The sequence below is a fragment of the Vibrio sp. A2-1 genome (assembly GCF_021728355.1).
In the GTDB taxonomy this organism is placed as follows: Bacteria; Pseudomonadota; Gammaproteobacteria; order Enterobacterales; family Vibrionaceae; genus Vibrio; species Vibrio splendidus_K.
In genome coordinates, this window is sequence record NZ_JAKKCO010000002.1 from 662,887 (window position 1) to 679,423 (window position 16,537).

A 16,537-nucleotide genomic window follows, 5' to 3' on the forward strand; every position below is an offset into this window, starting at 1 on the left:
TTTATTTCATTTTTTCAAATACTTATCACATACCATTTCCCTCAATGTTTGCTAAGCTAATGATTAACATTCGCTTAACAAGCATTCTTGGCAAGCAATGCTGTATATACGCTCTTAATTTATTTGATATTAGCTCTTAAGCACCTATACATCTGCTATTAAGCACCCATGTATATACTGTTAAGCACCTGCATATAGACTGTTAAGCAAGATTATATAATCCATTAAGCAACGCTGTCGTAACCGTTTCGTCTGGTTAACTCTCTCCCTTTTAACCAAACACTTTCAACGTTTGCTTCTCACTCTCGAGTCAGAGGGTCACTTCAACGTCCCCCTGCTCTTTTCAACAAGGAGGCACTATGATCACTCATATCAGCCCTGCCGGTAGCATGGATTTACTCTCTCAACTTGAAGTTGAGCGTCTTAAGAAAACCGCGTCTAGTGATCTGTACCAACTGTATCGTAACTGTACGTTAGCGGTACTTAACTCGGGAAGCCACACCGACAATTCCAAAGAGTTGCTCGACAAGTATCAATCGTTTGATGTTGAAGTCGTGCGACGTGAGCGTGGTATCAAGCTCGAACTAAGCAACCCACCAGAGCATGCCTTTGTCGATGGTGAAATCATCAAGGGTATCCAAGAGCACCTATTCTCAGTGCTGCGTGACATTGTCTACGTCAACATGCATCTTGCAGACAACCAAAGACTCAACCTGACTAATGCCACTCATATTACCAACCTCGTATTTGGTATTTTGAGAAATGCAGGCGCACTTACGCCGGGCATCGAACCTAACCTGATCGTGTGTTGGGGTGGCCACTCAATTAATGCCACTGAATACCAATATACTCGTGAAGTAGGTAATGAACTTGGCCTACGTGAACTCAACATCTGTACGGGTTGTGGACCAGGTGCAATGGAAGGGCCAATGAAAGGCGCGGCGATTGGTCACGCTAAGCAGCGCTATACTGATCATCGTTACTTGGGGCTTACCGAGCCTTCAATCATTGCTGCTGAGCCGCCAAACCCGATAGTGAACGAACTGGTGATAATGCCAGATATCGAGAAGCGTCTTGAGGCATTCGTTCGTATGGCGCATGGCATCATTATTTTCCCTGGTGGCCCCGGTACGGCTGAAGAGTTGCTGTATATCTTAGGGATCATGATGCACCCAAATAACGTCGACCAACCCATGCCGATTGTATTAACGGGTTCAAAAGAGAGTGAAGCTTACTTCCGCTCTATCGATAAGTTCATCGGGGAAACCCTCGGGGAAGAGGCTCAGAAACACTACGAAATCGTGATTGATGATCCAGCACGCGCAGCGAAAATCATGAAACAAGCGATGCCAGATGTACGCTCTCACCGTAAAGAGACCGGCGATGCATACAGCTATAACTGGTCACTGCATATTGAGCCTGAGTTCCAACTGCCCTTCGATCCGACACATGAGTCTATGGCGGCGCTTGATCTTCATATGGACCAGAAAACAGAAAGCCTTGCGGCTAATTTACGCAAAGCGTTTTCTGGCATTGTGGCCGGTAACGTCAAAGCCGAAGGTATTCTAGAGATAGAGAAACACGGCCCATTCCTGATTGATGGCGACAAAGAGCTGATGACCAAAATGGATCAACTGCTGAATGACTTTGTTGAACAACATCGCATGAAACTGCCGGGTGGCACTGACTATGTTCCTTGCTATAAAATTATGCCTAGCAGCGAATAACGACAAGTGACTGATAACAGGCCACAAGCATAAAGCTAAACAAGTCATGACGTTTACGTCGCCAACGTTTCAACTCACCAAGTGATACGTTACTATAAGGGGCTAGCAGCCCCTTATTTATTGCCTATTTAGTGGAAACTTATGTCTATCCATCTTGTTATTATCGATGCTTTGAATCTCATCCGACGCGTTCACTCTGTTCAGCCGGACCCAACCGATATTGCAAGAACCATCACCACTACTGCTCGTACTCTTAATCGCATCCTAAAAGAATCAAAGCCAACCCATATCATTGCGGTATTTGATCATCACTTACAAGATCGAGGCTGGCGTGCTGAAGTCCTTCCTGCCTACAAGCAAAACCGTAAGCCGATGCCTGAACCATTAATGAAAGGCCTTGATGCTATCCAACAAGCTTGGTGGGAATTAGGGATTGATTCACTGCTATCTGATGGTGATGAAGCGGATGACCTAGTCGCTACGCTCGCTAAGAAAGTGGCCGATCACGGAGAAACGGTCACCATCATCTCGACGGATAAGGGCTACTGCCAACTGTTGTCACCAACGCTACAGATCCGTGATTACTTCCAACACCGTTGGTTAGATAAACCCTTTATCGAAGCGGAATTTGGCGTAAAACCTGAACAGCTCGCAGATTACTGGGGATTAACGGGCGTCAGCTCAAGCCAAGTGCCGGGGATTCCTGGAGTTGGACCAAAAGCGGCCAAAGAGATATTAACAACGTATCCAGATATAGAAACGGCATTCCTAGCTGAAGACTTACCGAAAAAGTATCGTAAGAAATTCGATGAGCATATTGAATCGGCTCGAGTATGTAAGCTCGTTTCAGCACTCAAAACCGACATCGATTTGGGCTTCAACCTTCAAGATATTCGCTACGAAGCTCATTCTTAACTCCTGATAATGGATGAGCAGATACAAAAAATGCCCCTTAAAGGAGCATTTTATTTGTCACTGGCAGTACTAAATTTTCACTTAAGTGAATAATTAGTACGGCGAGATATTCGAAAGCGACTGAATATGCACCGTGATCTCTTCGCGATCATGGTATAGGTGCTTCGCCTGCATCTTGAATTTAACTTTGTTATCAATCAGGAACTGTTTCAGGTTCTCGATATCCTGCAGTACTTCATCGTAACGGCCTTTCATTGGCAGTTTAAGGTTGAACAATGCTTCTTTCGCCCAGCCTTTGATGATCCACTCACCCATTAAGTGAGCAACACGAGCTGGCTTCTCAACCATGTCACAGATAATCCAAGTCACATTCTTACGGTCAGGTTCAAATTTAAAGCCATCTACCATATGGTGCTTGATTTGACCCGTTTCCATTAGGCTGTCCGCCATCATGCCGTTGTCAACACAGTGAACGAACATTGAGCGCTTAACCAGTTGGTAAGTCCAACCACCTGGACACGCACCCAAATCAACACCCCACATACCTGGAGCCAAGCGCTCATCCCATTCATCACGAGGGATGAATACGTGGAATGCTTCTTCTAGCTTCAATGTAGAACGGCTTGGTGCATCTGATGGGAACTTCAAACGAGGAATGCCCATAAAAAACTGTGAGTTGTTGGTTGGGTAAGAGTAACCCACCAAGCAGTGACCCGGAGCGATAAAACATAAGTGAAGCACAGGCTTCTTAACATTGTCTTTCGCTGTCATCAGACCTTTACCACGCATAGCTTGACGCATTGGCACGGTAAACTTACGGCAGAACTTCAAAAGCTCTTTCGCTTCATTGGTGTCTGGCGTTTCAATACGGATATCGCCACAACGTGGGAAACCTTCTTTCTCAGAAAGCGCCTCAAGAATTGGAGAGATACGATCATCAGTCGGCAGATCTTTGATTTCAACCGCTACCGCGATCATTTGACGAGCAAAGATCAGCGATTGGAAGTCGATCTCTTTAACCAGTTTATCGGCTTCGCCTGCTTGATAACATTCAAACAATACAAAGCCTGTATTGTTCTTTAAGCGAGGAAAACCAAACACTTCCAGTTGTGTTGCCTTGTCTTGAATTTCGCCAGCACATTCTTTTTCAAAACCAGAGCGACAATAAAGTAGTACGTGTTTCACTGAGTTACCTCTTTTATATTCAAAGCAGCGAAGGAGAAGACTCCCCAACCAATGATAAATAGTAGACCACCAAACGGAGTGATAGGGCCAAACCATTTTATTCCTGTCAGTGCCAAGCCATAAAGGCTGCCACTAAAACAAAGGATGCCGATGATAAAGCAAATTGCCGCAATGAAAAAATATTTTTGTGATTTAGCGCCAAGTTTCATCTGTAACAGAGCACCACATGCCAATATCGCTAGAGTATGAATAAACTGATACTGAACACCCGTCTCAAACACACCCAAAAGATACTCAGGCAAGATCGCTTTTAAGCCATGAGCGGCGAATGCACCAAGCATCACAGCAATCGCGCCAGAGATACCTGCAAACGTGAGTAAATACTTACTTCTCATCGAGTACCCCTTTGATAAACGCCGATAGCTTCTCAACGGTTAAGGCAATATTCTGCTGCTCTGTGTAACCAGAGCTCTTACGAGGCTTAAAGCTGTGATCACCGTCTGGGATAAATTCAACACGAATAGAATCCGACAGGTCGAAATCAGTAAACTCTTCACGCTTACCAAAGGTATCGCGTTCACCCTGCAGAATAAGACATGGCTTTTGTAACTCAGCTAAGTGCTCACCTTTGTACTTCTCTGGCTTACTAGGAGGGTGGAAAGGAAAGCCTAAACACGCCATCGCTGCCACCTTATCAACTTCAGACAAATGGCTCGCCATACGCCCTCCCATCGATTTACCGCCAATCACAAGCTTATCGGCATCGCACTGCTCAATGATGTCTTGGTAAGCTTCAAGCAGCTTAGGGGCTCTGTCAGGTGGACGACGCTTGCCATCTTCAGCACGTTTAATCATGTAAGGGAAATTAAAACGAATCACTCGTATCCCTTTAAAGGCTAACCCTTTTGCCACCGACTGCATGAATTCATGATCCATACCTGCGCCAGCACCATGTGCAAAGATAAAGGTGATTGGATTGTCTTCACCGTCAATGATGACGCTATTCATCGAGTAAATCCTCTTGTTCACTTTGCGCTTTCGCCAGCATCCAATCGCGGAAGGTGGCGATACGGCCCATATCGGCTTGTTTCTCATGACAAACCACATAGAAGGCATTCTTGCTCACCAACACTTCGTCAAAAGGCGCAATCAAACGACCCGCTTCGATTTCAGGTTGCGCCAACACGTTGTTACCCAGTGCAATACCTTGGCCGTGAGCTGCTGCCTGCAACACCATGGTTGAGTGACTAAAGATAGGACCGTGATTGACGTTTACCCCATCGATGCCATTTTGCTTAGCGAACTGCTTCCAATCCTTTCGAGAAGTATCGTGTAATAGCGTATGGCATGCTAAATCGCTTAGAGATTCTAATGGTTTGATACCAAGCAACACTGAAGGTGAGCAAAGAGGGATCAAGTATTCTTGATAAAGCTTATCGGCTCTAAGCCCCGACCAATTACCTCGACCATAATAAATAGCTACGTCTACATCATCGGTCAACGAGCCTTCATCCATATCAACGGCTTTAATTCGTACGTCGATATCAGGTTCTTGCTGATTAAAGTCTGCAAGCCTTGGCACCAACCATTGAATCGCAAAACTTGGCGGTAAACTGATGGTCAATGCGCCCTTCTCACTTCGCTCAAGCACTTTGTCTGTCGCTTCTGCCAGTGATGTGAAAATATCTTTGATATCCAAGAAGTAGCTTTGACCTTCTTCCGTCAGCAACAAAGAGCGGTTTCTTCGACGAAACAGCTTCAAAGACAAGAATTCTTCAAGCGCTTTAATCTGATGACTGACTGCAGCTTGAGTAACAAACAACTCTTCTGCAGCGCGCGTAAAACTCAAGTGTCGAGCAGCGGCTTCAAACACTCTTAGCGAGTTTAATGGGGGTAATCGACGAGACATAGGTACTCTCTAAATAAGCATTAGTTTTTTTTATCTGAAACATTATAATTTGTCCATTGCCTAGCGGCCAGAGAAATTCTATATTTCATCCCGCAGCAGCTAGCCTGAACGGCTTGATTCTCTCTAGAATCAATTGGTTTAGCTCCTGCGATGTTGTGTTTGCAAACTCGTTCTTTTCGAGTTGGGTAGAGTTCTACCAAATGTTTTGTTGCAGTTCTATACTGAAACGAGACATGTACTTCCTGTATTTATTTTGACCTGTCTGTCAAATTTGTTTACACCGCCTTATGGGCGGTGTTTTTTTATGTGCAAAGAAAAATAACAACAAGTTTATCAATAGCTATACTAATTAATCTTTGTTATTTTTCATCGTTAATCACAGAATCAGACACCCACTCAAATAATCAACTGAACACATACAAATAGAACCATTGAATAGCACTAAAAAGTAACAGAGTTCCTCAGATACTCACACTTCTTCGGTCACCTACAAGCCAACTAAAACCCCATCATTTCAATCTCAGAATCTCAAGACAGAGCATGATGATAACTCGACAAACTCGCGCCTCTTACTGCCTACTGTAAAACAATCACAATAGAAAATAAAAAAGCCGCTTACTTTTCAGTAAACGGCTTTGCAAAATATTCGGCTACTCTATACCACTATGGGCGGTAAACCTTCACGTTATGGAAGCCTTGCTCTTTTAGATAAAGTGCCTGTAGACGGCTCATTACACCACGGTCACAGTACAGCAAGTACTCTTTTGCTTGATCCAAGTCGCCAAACTGAGTCGAAAGCTTGAAGAACGGGATATGTTTAATTTCAACACCATCGATCTCTAGTGGGCTTTCGTCTTCTTCGTCTGGGCTACGGATATCGAGAACGATAGCGTGCTCAGCGACAGCTTGAACTTGTTCAACTTCAGGCGCTTGCTCTTGGCTCTCTTTCTCTATGTCACGGATATCCATAACTCGAGCGTTCTCGATCACTTGCTCCAGCACTTCAAAGTTAAACTTAGCTTCTTCTGCTTCTAATTTGCCTTTCTTCGCTTTCACTGTTGGCTTCTTAGAAATAACACCACAGTACTCAGGCATTACTTTCGCAAAGTCTTCAGTGCCAATCTTACGAGACAGGTCGATGATGTCTTCTTTGTCCCAGTTAATAAGCGGACGAAGGATCAAAGTATCGGTCACGTTGTCAATGTGGCGAAGGTTAGTTAGCGTTTGGCTAGAAACCTGACCTAATGCTTCACCGGTTACTAGGGCTTCGATACCGAAACGCTCTGCAACCATACCACCAGCACGCATGAACATACGCTTAAGAACAACGCCCATTTGGCCGTCTTCAACGTTCTCAAGGATCTCTGCAACTACAGGTTCAAAATCGATAGAGATAAACTTCACCTTTGCAGATGAACCGTATTTATCCCATAGATAGTGAGAAACTTGCTTAACACCAATCTCGTGAGCAGGGCCACCAAGATTGAAGAAGCAGTAATGCACTTTAGAACCACGTTTGATGTGTAAGTAGCTTGAAACACCAGAATCAAAGCCACCAGAGATCAAGCTAAGCAGATCTTCTTGAGTACCAAGAGGGAAACCACCTAGGCCTTTATGACGTTCAATAACTTGGTTTAGCTTCTCGTTCTCGACTTCAACTTTAACGGTAATATCTGGATTTTTCAGTTTTACTTTTGCTGATTCAACCGCTTGGTTTAAACCACCACCTACGTAGCGTTCTAGCTCAATAGAGGTAAAGTCATGTTTACCACGACGCTTAGCACGTACAGAGAAAGTCTTACCTTCAATAAGAGCACCGCTTCGCTCAAGAACTTGCTCGTAAATATGATGCAGGTCTTTAAACTCTGATTGCTGAACTTCAAGGGAGTGATGAATACCCGGAGTTTGCGTCAATACTTCGAGTGTTTCTTTAAAGTATTTGTCGCTCTCAGACGTCACTTCGATGTAGTCACGACGGTTGAAGACAGCCACAGACTCAGTACGACGCTGAAGAATAGTACGAATATTACGTTCTAGAATCTTTGTGAAGCGCTTACGCACCGATTCACTTTTAATAAAAATTTCCGGATGAGGCTTAACAATAAATTTCATAGTACTTTCACGCCAATAAGGTTCACAAATTTTAGTAGGTTCATCACCACGTAAAAGGTCATTTCACATAGTTATTGAAGCAATAATAGATCAATATTAAATCTAAGGGCGCGAATTATACATGAGAAAGTGAAGCAAGGAAAAGAGTGCTTGCTTGAACCCGATAATTAAACTGCCTGTTATTAAAAGTAGCAGATTTCAAAACGACATAAATACAACTGAGAGCATCATTGAAGACCACAAAACAAAAAGCCCAACCTCATCATAAGGTTGGGCTTTCGATGCTATCTGCTGACTAACGTATGTGTACCTGAAGACTAATCGCTGTCTCTCTGCCTACTACTGACCAATAACAGGCACTTCATCACTATAAAGCGGCTCACCCTGCATTATGCTGATTTCAACACGGCGGTTGAGGCTACGCTGCCATTCAGTATCATTGGGTTCAACAGGCTCTGTATCGGCCATACCGCGCACTCTCAAGCGTTGATGAGAGAAGCCACGTACCTTTTCCATCTCTTGAGCCACAGACACCGCACGCTGCGATGATAAGTCCCAATTAGAACGATAAAGCTCTGAATCCAGTCGCTGGTTATCCGTGTGCCCAGAGATACGGACAATGCCCGGTACATCTTTTACCAATTCAGCCACCTGTCTAACCAATGGTCGAAACTTAGGTTGTAAGAAAGCGGAACCCGATGGGAACGCGCCTTTCTCACGAATTCGAATGACAATCTGCTGGCCAAGATTTTCAACCTCAATCGCGCCTTGGTCGATCTCTCGCTCCAACGCTTTCTTGATACTCTCCATCAAGGTTTCCATCTCTTGCGATTGAGCTTCGGCTTGCTGTTGCTGTTGGTCTGACTCAGAGTTTTGATTGTCATGAGTAGAGACCTCTGGCGACTTGCCTCCCGTCATCTTGCCTTGGTCACGCATTGTGCCGCCAGCACGCTCAGATTCACCTTCATGAAACTCAAGCGTTTGCTGCGTAATATCAATGGTCTGCTGCATGATCACATCGATAGGAGTCGGCTCTGGGCGACCAGGGCGAAACTCTTGCGCAATGATGCTAGTCCCTTTAGGAATATCTTTCACTTCCAAGCGGTTTTGTACACCAAACGCAAATTTCATCGATCCAGCGATCTGTTTGAACTTCAGTACGTCCATCTCAGAGAATGAGAGCAGCAGTACGAAGAAACACATCAGCAGTGACATCAAGTCAGCAAATGTCCCCATCCATTGAGGTAACCCCGGAGGAGGACATTTACATGGATTTTCTTCATCCATCTTCAACTCCTCTTACGCGGGTTCACCATCAATCGTGCGCTTACCTTCATTGAGGTAGCTCTTGAGGTAACCATCGATAACTCGTGGGTTCTGACCATCTTGAATCGCTAATACACCATCCATCACCAGACGACGGTTTAGTGTCTCTTGATCACGACGCAGCGCAAGCTTGTCCGCAATTGGGAAGAACACCATGTTCGAAAGGATTGCACCGTAAAGCGTAGTCAAGAGTGCAACCGCCATCGCAGGGCCGATCGCTTTTGGGTCATCCATGTTAGAAAGCATGGCAACCAAGCCAACCAAGGTACCAATCATACCCATCGCAGGTGCAACATCACCAAATGCAGAGAACACTTTCGCGCCCTGCTCATGACGCTCTGTGGTTAATGCGATGTCTTTTTGCAGTGCAGCACGCACCACATCACCATCATGGCCATCTACCAATAGGTCGATGCCCTTTTGCATGAAACTGTTGCTGATTTCCATTTCTTCAAGTGCCAAGAAGCCACCTTTACGTGCTGCATCCGCCATCTCTACCACTTTAGCGATAAGATCTTCAGGCTCATCGGCCTTAAACATAAATGCTTTGCCAGCGATTTTGGTTGCTCCAAAGAATTGTCCCATGGTGAACTTCATTAGAACAACAAACGTTGAACCACCCACCACGATCAAAATGGATGTCGTGTCATAGAACATCCCGAGGCTTCCACCTAGGATCATTGCCATGATTACAAAGGCAAATCCACCAATCAAACCTATTAGGGTTGCTAAATCCACTGAGCACTCCTCATGCTTTTTTGTAGCTCTACGTCGACGATAATCTTTTTATCGGCCAGACTGTAAGATCTTTTAGTAAATTCTTGGCCTAAATATCACACTTTTCGTTTTTGAATCACAATTATTGGCTTACTTTGCTCTTATCCTTAGCGCATAAACTCGATAAAGCTAAGGTTATTCAACCAAAGTGAGTTCAAGCCCCTTAAAAACGAACTTTCTAGCAAAATTTCTTGGTTACATTTGACCATCTCAGCGGCCTAGGGTAACGTTCGTTCATATTTCCAAACGCAGATTTATTATGGCTACTAAGAAACCTGAAAATATGAGCTTTGAAGCGGCTATCGAAGAGCTTGATGGCTTGGTTGATCAACTAGAAAATGGTGATCTAGCTTTAGATGATGCGCTGAAAAAGTTCGAACGAGGCATCTCCCTCGCTCGTGCTGGTCAAAGTAAACTAAACGATGCTGAACAGCGTGTTAGCATCTTACTGCAAAATGATGAAAATGCAGAACTTAGTGACTTTAACCCACAACCAGAATAACGAATTGTATGAGATCCCCTATGATCGAGACTTTATTGTCTTATCAAGCACGTAATAACGAGCAGCTGAACCTTTGGCTTGATCGCCTGCCACACCAAAATCAGAACCTTATCAACGCGATGCGTTATGGGTTACTTTTAGGCGGCAAACGCGCACGTCCATTTCTTGTCTACATTACAGGGGAAATGCTCGGCTGTACCGCTGAAGAACTCGACACTCCAGCTTCTGCAATCGAATGTATTCATGCCTATTCTCTGATTCACGACGACCTTCCAGCAATGGACGACGATGAACTTCGTCGTGGCCATCAGACTTGTCACATCAAATACGATGAAGCAACGGCAATTTTAACTGGCGATGCCCTACAAACTCTCGCGTTTACTATACTTGCGGAAGGCACATTAAGTGCTGACGGGGAAAGCAATCGCGTTCGAATGATTCAACGCCTAGCTGAAGCGTCTGGTGCACAAGGTATGTGCATTGGACAAGCGCTTGATATTGAAGCTGAAAACCGCTCTGTCACGCTAGAAGAGTTAGAAGAAGTTCACCGTAACAAGACTGGCGCTCTAATGAAGAGTGCGATTCGTTTAGGTGCTCTGGCTGCTGGCGAAAAAGCGTTTGAAGTGATGCCTCAATTAGATAAATACGCCGATGCAATCGGGTTAGCCTTCCAAGTTCAGGATGATATTTTAGATATCATTAGCGATACCGAAACTTTGGGTAAACCACAGGGCTCTGACCAAGATTTGAACAAAAGCACCTACCCTTCTTTGTTAGGTTTAGAGGGCGCTCAAGAAAAAGCGCAAACTCTGCTACAGGAAGCGCTTCAAGCTTTGGCTGCAATCCCATACAATACCCAGTCACTCGAAGAGTTCGCCCGATACGTCATCGAGCGCAAGAACTAAGACAATAAGCGCGCATTACCTATGACTCTTGATATATCAAAGTACCCAACTCTTGCTTTGGCTGATAAGCCAGAGGATTTGCGTCTACTTCCAAAAGAGACGCTTACACAGCTTTGTGATGAATTACGTACCTATCTTCTTAACTCGGTGAGCCAGTCAAGTGGTCACTTAGCGTCAGGCTTAGGTACAGTAGAGCTAACCGTTGCTCTGCACTATGTGTACAACACGCCTTTTGACCAATTGGTTTGGGATGTTGGCCACCAAGCCTATCCACACAAGATTCTTACGGGTCGTCGCGACCGCTTGTCGACTATCCGTCAAAAAGATGGACTGCACCCATTCCCATGGCGTCAAGAGAGCGAATACGACACCCTATCTGTTGGTCACTCTTCAACATCGATCAGCGCCGGACTCGGTATGGCGATCAGTGCGAAGAAAGAAGGTAAGAACCGTAAAGTCGTGAGTGTGATTGGTGATGGCGCAATTACCGCAGGTATGGCCTTCGAAGCCATGAACCACGCGGGCGATATTCACAATGACATGCTGGTTATCCTTAACGATAACGAGATGTCGATCTCTGAAAACGTCGGTGCTCTAAACAACCACCTAGCTCAAGTTCTTTCTGGCAGTCTTTACACGTCTATTCGTGAGGGTGGCAAGAAAGTGCTATCAGGCGTTCCGCCGATTAAAGAGCTCGTTCGTCGTACAGAAGAACATCTAAAAGGCATGGTTGTCCCTGGCACCATGTTCGAAGAGTTAGGCTTCAACTACATTGGTCCAATTGATGGTCACGATGTGAATGAGCTGATTAAAACGCTCAAGAACATGAGAGATCTCAAAGGTCCTCAGTTCCTGCATATCATGACGAAGAAAGGCAAAGGCTACGAGCCAGCTGAGAAAGATCCAATTGGCTACCATGGCGTACCTAAATTCGATCCGGCACATTCAAGTCTGCCTAAGAGCACCAGCTCTAAACCAACTTTCTCTAAGATTTTTGGCGACTTCCTATGTGATATGGCCGCTCAAGATCCTAAGCTAATGGCGATCACGCCTGCAATGCGTGAAGGTTCTGGTATGGTTCGTTTCTCGAAAGAGTACCCAGAACAGTACTTTGATGTAGCGATTGCTGAGCAGCACGCTGTGACGCTAGCCACCGGTATGGCGATTGCGGGTGATAAGCCGATTGTCGCTATTTACTCGACTTTCTTGCAACGTGGCTATGATCAACTGATCCACGATGTGGCAATCATGGATCTACCGGTTATGTTCGCTATTGACCGTGCAGGTCTTGTCGGTGCCGATGGTCAAACACACCAAGGTGCGTTCGACTTAAGCTTTATGCGCTGTATTCCAAACATGGTGATCATGGCGCCAAGCGACGAAAACGAATGTCGCCAAATGCTATACACTGGCCACCAGCACACCGGTCCAAGTGCCGTTCGTTACCCTCGTGGTAATGGCATGGGTACAGAGATTCAAAGTGAGTTTACTGCGCTAGAGATTGGTAAAGGCCGTATCGTTCGCGAAAGCGAAAAAGCAAAAGATGGCTCGAAAGTCGCGATCCTAAGCTTCGGTACTTTCCTTGAGAGTGCACTTCAAACCGCAGACGCTATCGATGCGACAGTTGCAGACATGCGTTTTGTGAAACCGCTAGATGAAGCTCTGATCAAACAACTTGCTGCTGACCACGATGTACTAGTGACTATCGAAGAGAACGCAATTGCAGGTGGTGCAGGCTCTGGGGTGGTTGAATTCTTGATGAAAGAGAAACTACTGATGCCCGTATTAAACCTTGGCTTACCAGACAAATTTATTGCTCAAGGTACTCAAGGTGAGCTGCATGAAGAGCTTGGCTTAGATGCGAAAGGTATTGAGAAGTCTATCTCCGACTACCTTGCCAAATAGCTTTCACAAGCAAACAGCATAAGCTACAAAACAAAAAAGGTTGGCCCTAGGGTCAACCTTTTTAGTATCTGCTAACTGATAAACTATTCGTTGTTTAGCTGTTAGTTATTAGCAATTAAGCCTGCTTAGCAACAAGGCTTAAGTACTGGTGCGTCATAGTTCTCTGGTTCGTCAGAGTAGATAGCAACGTTGAAGTTCTCAACCAAGCCTGTCTCTTCAACACACTGCTCTTGGAAGAACTGTTGAATCTCACGACGTTGACAGTGTGCTTCGAATGCTTCGTTGTCCGCCCAGATCTCATTGAATGCAATAGGGAAACTCTCACCCTCTGCAAATGGGCTCTGAATGTGACGAGTCACTGTATATTGGATACAACCGTCTTCACGCATTGTGTTTGGCTCTAGTGATTTCAGAACTTCAAACAACTCGTTCAATTTGCCTTCTTTTGGCTGAAATTGAGCAACACAGTAAACCTTCTTAGACATTGTAATTCCTTGTTTTTATCTATTATTGTTCGTTCTTTGGATATTGATTCTTAAACGAGCCAACCTGAAAAATGAGCCACTGCATACAGCGAAATCGCCGCCATAATACCCGCCACGATATCATCAATCATGATACCTAAGCCGCCGTGAACTCGCTTGTCTAACCAACCAATTGGCCAAGGCTTTACCATATCGAAAAAACGAAACAGCACGAAGCCAGCAAATAGCCATTTCCAATCATTAACAGGAATACCCAACAACGGCACTAGGCCCATGGTGATCCAAAAGCCCGCAAACTCATCCCATACAATAGAGCCGTGATCGTGCACGCCCATGTCATCAGACGTCACTTGGCATATTTTGATACCAATAATGCAGCTCACAACCACAAGAATGACATAAATAGGGAAAGGTAACTGAACCAGCAATAGATAAAATGGGATCGACGCAAGCGTGCCCATGGTGCCGGGAATAATCGGCGATAAGCCACTACCAAAACCCGTTGCCAATAAGTGCCAAGGATTTTTAAGAGAGATTGCAGAAAGTGGGTTTGTCATCAATTAACCTTAAAGTGATCGTAACCAGTTAAGTTCCAACTCAGTGGTTCACCATTATTGTGTAATTCAAAATATTCTACAGGTCTTATCTGGCCAATGCAGGTGACTTTTGTTCCAGTGTGTGACAAAGCACTTTCCAATGAGCCTTTATTCTCTTCCGGCACAGTAAAGCACAGTTCGTACTCTTCACCACTGGTCAACGCATACTGTTGAGCCGAAGCAATATCAGATGCGAACTGACGTAGTTCTGGAGAAATTGGCAACGTACTCACATCAATGCTCGCACCAACCTGAGAACGCTTAAGGATATGTTTTAAATCAGCAATAACACCGTCAGAGATATCAATAGCAGACGAAGCAAGGTTCACTAGCGCTTGACCAGCCAATACTCGAGGAACGCTCAGATAGTGCCTTTCTTCAAGTTCAAGAGCATAAGGTCTGACTTTATTCTGTTCTGGCTCAAGTAATACTTCTAGGCCTGCTTTGCTATCACCTAGGTTACCCGTTACGTAAATCCAGTCGCCCACTTTAGCGCCATCTCTACGCAGTGCTCGACCTTCTGGCACAAAACCTTGTACAGTCAATGTCAGACTTAGTGGCCCTTTGGTTGTGTCACCACCAATTAACTGAATACCAAAGTAGTCAGCGAGCTTGAAAAAGGAATCACAGAAGGGAGCAAGCCATTCTTCATCGACTTCTGGCATAGTTAACGCAAATGAAACCCAAGCAGGCGTCGCCCCCATCGCAGCAAGGTCGCTAATGTTCGAAGCTAACGCTTTATGCGCCACCCATGCAGGATTCGCTTCGGCTAAAAAGTGCGTACCTGCAACTAAAGTGTCGGTGCTGATCGCTATCTCAACATTGCCCGGCGCTTTGACCAAAGCACAGTCATCGCCGGCAGCCAGATGTACGTCTTTACGTTGTGGTTGTCGATTTACAAAATATTTTTCAATCAGGTTAAATTCGCCAGACATCACATGCCCTATCTTTAGTCTTCATACAAATCACCGTAATTATTGAGATTACAGAAATTTAGTTACAAAAAAGGCCAGCATAAAAGCTGACCTTTAGATTCAATATACGAACGTCTTATTTCTTACGAACGTGTGGTGCAGCTTTATCAAGCACACCGTTAACAAACTTATGGCTGTCTTCTGCTGCAAATACTTTTGCAAGCTCGATAGCTTCGTTGATAACCACTTTGTATGGTACATCTTCGCGACGAGTCATCTCGTACATAGCTAAACGTAGAAGCGCTAGTTCCATCAAATCCAGATCTTGCATAGGGCGAGATACGAATGGACGAAGCTTGCTATCAAGTTCCATGTGGCTAAGAGCAACACCAGTTAGTAAGTCGCGGAAGTATGCAACGTCTGTTTCTGGCATAGCTAGAGCAGGTTCTGCGGCATGATGCTCTTCTTCATCATACTTACCACCAGATAAGAACTGTTCTTCAACGGTAGCAATATTTTCTTTAGTAATTTGCCAAGAATAAATTGCTTGTAGAGCAAATTGACGTGCGTTACGACGTGCGGCTGGTTTCACACTGGCCCCCATTAGGAATCGATTTCAGAAAGAACGTTGATCATCTCAAGTGCGCTAAGTGCGGCTTCTGCACCCTTATTACCAGCCTTGGTTCCTGCGCGTTCAATAGCTTGATCGATCGTATCAACAGTAAGAACACCAAACGCAACTGGAAGTGAAAATTCCAGAGACACTTGTGCCAAACCTTTATTACATTCACTACAAACATAGTCAAAGTGAGGTGTACCGCCACGGATTACTGTACCAAGAGATACAATCGCATCGAACTTACCTGTTTTTGCAACGCGTTGCGCTACAAGTGGAAGCTCTACTGCACCAGGGCAACGAACAACAGTGATGTTGTCTTCGCTTACTTGTCCATGACGCTTTAAAGTATCGATTGCACCAGAAAGTAAACTTTCGTTAATAAAACTGTTGAAACGAGCAATAACGATAGCAATTTTTGCATTTGGCGCTGGGAAGCCACCCTCGATCACTTTCATAAGCCTTCCTTTAACTATTTTCATCAAGTGAGAATCGCCGGATTCTAGCACAAAACTGTGAGCAATATCTAATGCTAATTTAGAAGAACAGACACCGGAGATGTAAAGATGATAACGCAGCACGGCTCTCAACCATATAGGAGCAACCAGTAGTCAAGCTCGTGTATTTAACACGTTTTGAATCGGGCTTAACTACTTTACTCTT

17 protein-coding genes are annotated in these 16,537 nt (G+C 44.8%); 5 read left to right on the forward strand and 12 right to left on the reverse strand.

What is annotated here, in order from left to right:
• Window positions 1-359 precede the first annotated feature (359 nt).
• Together ppnN and xni are read left to right on the forward strand one after the other, a co-directional pair.
• Window positions 360-1,727, forward strand: coding sequence for a nucleotide 5'-monophosphate nucleosidase PpnN (gene ppnN, locus L3V33_RS10615; RefSeq protein WP_004734386.1), 1,368 nt, complete (start codon window positions 360-362; stop codon window positions 1,725-1,727).
• A gap of 141 nt (window positions 1,728-1,868) precedes the next feature.
• Window positions 1,869-2,642, forward strand: coding sequence for a flap endonuclease Xni (gene xni / locus L3V33_RS10620; protein ID WP_237290353.1), 774 nt, complete (start codon window positions 1,869-1,871; stop codon window positions 2,640-2,642).
• Window positions 2,643-2,735: 93 nt separating this feature from the next.
• On the opposite strand, the gene rlmM is transcribed toward xni, so the two are convergent.
• From rlmM to pomA, 7 genes are all read right to left on the reverse strand, one after another.
• Complete coding sequence (gene rlmM / locus L3V33_RS10625; RefSeq protein WP_029225208.1) at window positions 2,736-3,827, reverse strand: 23S rRNA (cytidine(2498)-2'-O)-methyltransferase RlmM; 1,092 nt, start codon at window positions 3,825-3,827, stop codon at window positions 2,736-2,738.
• Window positions 3,824-4,222: a DUF423 domain-containing protein gene (locus tag L3V33_RS10630; protein ID WP_004734382.1), complete on the reverse strand. Its 399-nt coding sequence runs from the start codon at window positions 4,220-4,222 to the stop codon at window positions 3,824-3,826. Before L3V33_RS10630 ends, rlmM begins: the two co-directional genes overlap by 4 nt.
• Window positions 4,212-4,835 (reverse strand): alpha/beta fold hydrolase, encoded by a 624-nt coding sequence (locus L3V33_RS10635; RefSeq protein WP_237290354.1) that lies wholly within the window; start codon window positions 4,833-4,835, stop codon window positions 4,212-4,214. Before L3V33_RS10635 ends, L3V33_RS10630 begins: the two co-directional genes overlap by 11 nt.
• The gene (locus L3V33_RS10640; RefSeq protein WP_171308090.1) at window positions 4,828-5,736 is read right to left on the reverse strand and encodes a transcriptional regulator GcvA; all 909 of its coding nucleotides are present in this window, start codon (window positions 5,734-5,736) and stop codon (window positions 4,828-4,830) included. Before L3V33_RS10640 ends, L3V33_RS10635 begins: the two co-directional genes overlap by 8 nt.
• A gap of 663 nt (window positions 5,737-6,399) precedes the next feature.
• Window positions 6,400-7,848 carry a tRNA uracil 4-sulfurtransferase ThiI gene (thiI, locus tag L3V33_RS10645; protein WP_102447355.1) on the reverse strand — a complete coding sequence of 483 codons (1,449 nt, stop codon included), beginning with the start codon at window positions 7,846-7,848 and terminating at the stop codon, window positions 6,400-6,402.
• 339 nt (window positions 7,849-8,187) lie between these two features.
• Entirely contained in the window at window positions 8,188-9,135 is a 948-nt protein-coding gene (locus tag L3V33_RS10650; RefSeq protein WP_004734407.1) for a flagellar motor protein MotB, read from the reverse strand.
• Window positions 9,136-9,147: 12 nt separating this feature from the next.
• The gene (pomA, locus tag L3V33_RS10655; RefSeq protein ID WP_004734406.1) at window positions 9,148-9,912 is read right to left on the reverse strand and encodes a flagellar motor protein PomA; all 765 of its coding nucleotides are present in this window, start codon (window positions 9,910-9,912) and stop codon (window positions 9,148-9,150) included.
• Between the two features lie 298 nt (window positions 9,913-10,210).
• Here pomA and xseB point away from each other — a divergent pair, with 298 nt between their 5' ends.
• From xseB to dxs, 3 genes are read left to right on the forward strand one after another with little or no spacing between them, the layout of a single operon-like run.
• Window positions 10,211-10,453, forward strand: coding sequence for an exodeoxyribonuclease VII small subunit (gene xseB / locus L3V33_RS10660; RefSeq protein WP_004734405.1), 243 nt, complete (start codon window positions 10,211-10,213; stop codon window positions 10,451-10,453).
• A gap of 20 nt (window positions 10,454-10,473) precedes the next feature.
• The gene (gene ispA / locus L3V33_RS10665; RefSeq protein ID WP_004734404.1) at window positions 10,474-11,358 is read left to right on the forward strand and encodes a (2E,6E)-farnesyl diphosphate synthase; all 885 of its coding nucleotides are present in this window, start codon (window positions 10,474-10,476) and stop codon (window positions 11,356-11,358) included.
• A 21-nt stretch (window positions 11,359-11,379) separates the two neighbouring features.
• The gene (gene dxs / locus L3V33_RS10670; protein ID WP_237290355.1) at window positions 11,380-13,263 is read left to right on the forward strand and encodes a 1-deoxy-D-xylulose-5-phosphate synthase; all 1,884 of its coding nucleotides are present in this window, start codon (window positions 11,380-11,382) and stop codon (window positions 13,261-13,263) included.
• 125 nt (window positions 13,264-13,388) lie between these two features.
• Here dxs and L3V33_RS10675 read toward each other — a convergent pair whose 3' ends face one another.
• The 5 genes from L3V33_RS10675 to ribE all read right to left on the reverse strand — a co-directional run bounded on the left by L3V33_RS10675 (window position 13,389) and on the right by ribE (window position 16,332).
• Entirely contained in the window at window positions 13,389-13,748 is a 360-nt protein-coding gene (locus L3V33_RS10675) for a putative quinol monooxygenase (protein WP_004734402.1), read from the reverse strand.
• Between the two features lie 50 nt (window positions 13,749-13,798).
• Complete coding sequence (gene pgpA / locus L3V33_RS10680; protein ID WP_029222303.1) at window positions 13,799-14,305, reverse strand: phosphatidylglycerophosphatase A; 507 nt, start codon at window positions 14,303-14,305, stop codon at window positions 13,799-13,801.
• On the reverse strand, window positions 14,305-15,279 hold the full coding sequence (gene thiL, locus L3V33_RS10685; RefSeq protein WP_076645934.1) for a thiamine-phosphate kinase: 975 nt from the start codon (window positions 15,277-15,279) through the stop codon (window positions 14,305-14,307). The genes pgpA and thiL overlap by 1 nt, the downstream gene beginning before the upstream one ends.
• 115 nt (window positions 15,280-15,394) lie before the next feature.
• Window positions 15,395-15,862, reverse strand: coding sequence for a transcription antitermination factor NusB (gene nusB / locus L3V33_RS10690; RefSeq protein ID WP_004734399.1), 468 nt, complete (start codon window positions 15,860-15,862; stop codon window positions 15,395-15,397).
• On the reverse strand, window positions 15,862-16,332 hold the full coding sequence (ribE, locus tag L3V33_RS10695; protein WP_004734398.1) for a 6,7-dimethyl-8-ribityllumazine synthase: 471 nt from the start codon (window positions 16,330-16,332) through the stop codon (window positions 15,862-15,864). The genes nusB and ribE overlap by 1 nt, the downstream gene beginning before the upstream one ends.
• Between the last annotated feature and the right edge of the window lie 205 nt (window positions 16,333-16,537).

What these genes read in the sequence shown, in the direction of transcription:
- ppnN (WP_004734386.1), top strand. Translation starts at nt 360, where the DNA reads ATGATCACTCATATCAGCCCTGCCGGTAGCATGGATTTACTCTCTCAA.
- xni (WP_237290353.1), top strand. Translation starts at nt 1,869, where the DNA reads ATGTCTATCCATCTTGTTATTATCGATGCTTTGAATCTCATCCGACGC.
- L3V33_RS10630 (WP_004734382.1), bottom strand. Translation starts at nt 4,222, where the DNA reads ATGAGAAGTAAGTATTTACTCACGTTTGCAGGTATCTCTGGCGCGATT.
- L3V33_RS10635 (WP_237290354.1), bottom strand. Translation starts at nt 4,835, where the DNA reads ATGAATAGCGTCATCATTGACGGTGAAGACAATCCAATCACCTTTATC.
- L3V33_RS10640 (WP_171308090.1), bottom strand. Translation starts at nt 5,736, where the DNA reads ATGTCTCGTCGATTACCCCCATTAAACTCGCTAAGAGTGTTTGAAGCC.
- thiI (WP_102447355.1), bottom strand. Translation starts at nt 7,848, where the DNA reads ATGAAATTTATTGTTAAGCCTCATCCGGAAATTTTTATTAAAAGTGAA.
- L3V33_RS10650 (WP_004734407.1), bottom strand. Translation starts at nt 9,135, where the DNA reads ATGGATGAAGAAAATCCATGTAAATGTCCTCCTCCGGGGTTACCTCAA.
- xseB (WP_004734405.1), top strand. Translation starts at nt 10,211, where the DNA reads ATGGCTACTAAGAAACCTGAAAATATGAGCTTTGAAGCGGCTATCGAA.
- ispA (WP_004734404.1), top strand. Translation starts at nt 10,474, where the DNA reads ATGATCGAGACTTTATTGTCTTATCAAGCACGTAATAACGAGCAGCTG.
- dxs (WP_237290355.1), top strand. Translation starts at nt 11,380, where the DNA reads ATGACTCTTGATATATCAAAGTACCCAACTCTTGCTTTGGCTGATAAG.
- L3V33_RS10675 (WP_004734402.1), bottom strand. Translation starts at nt 13,748, where the DNA reads ATGTCTAAGAAGGTTTACTGTGTTGCTCAATTTCAGCCAAAAGAAGGC.
- pgpA (WP_029222303.1), bottom strand. Translation starts at nt 14,305, where the DNA reads ATGACAAACCCACTTTCTGCAATCTCTCTTAAAAATCCTTGGCACTTA.
- thiL (WP_076645934.1), bottom strand. Translation starts at nt 15,279, where the DNA reads ATGTCTGGCGAATTTAACCTGATTGAAAAATATTTTGTAAATCGACAA.
- nusB (WP_004734399.1), bottom strand. Translation starts at nt 15,862, where the DNA reads ATGGGGGCCAGTGTGAAACCAGCCGCACGTCGTAACGCACGTCAATTT.
- ribE (WP_004734398.1), bottom strand. Translation starts at nt 16,332, where the DNA reads ATGAAAGTGATCGAGGGTGGCTTCCCAGCGCCAAATGCAAAAATTGCT.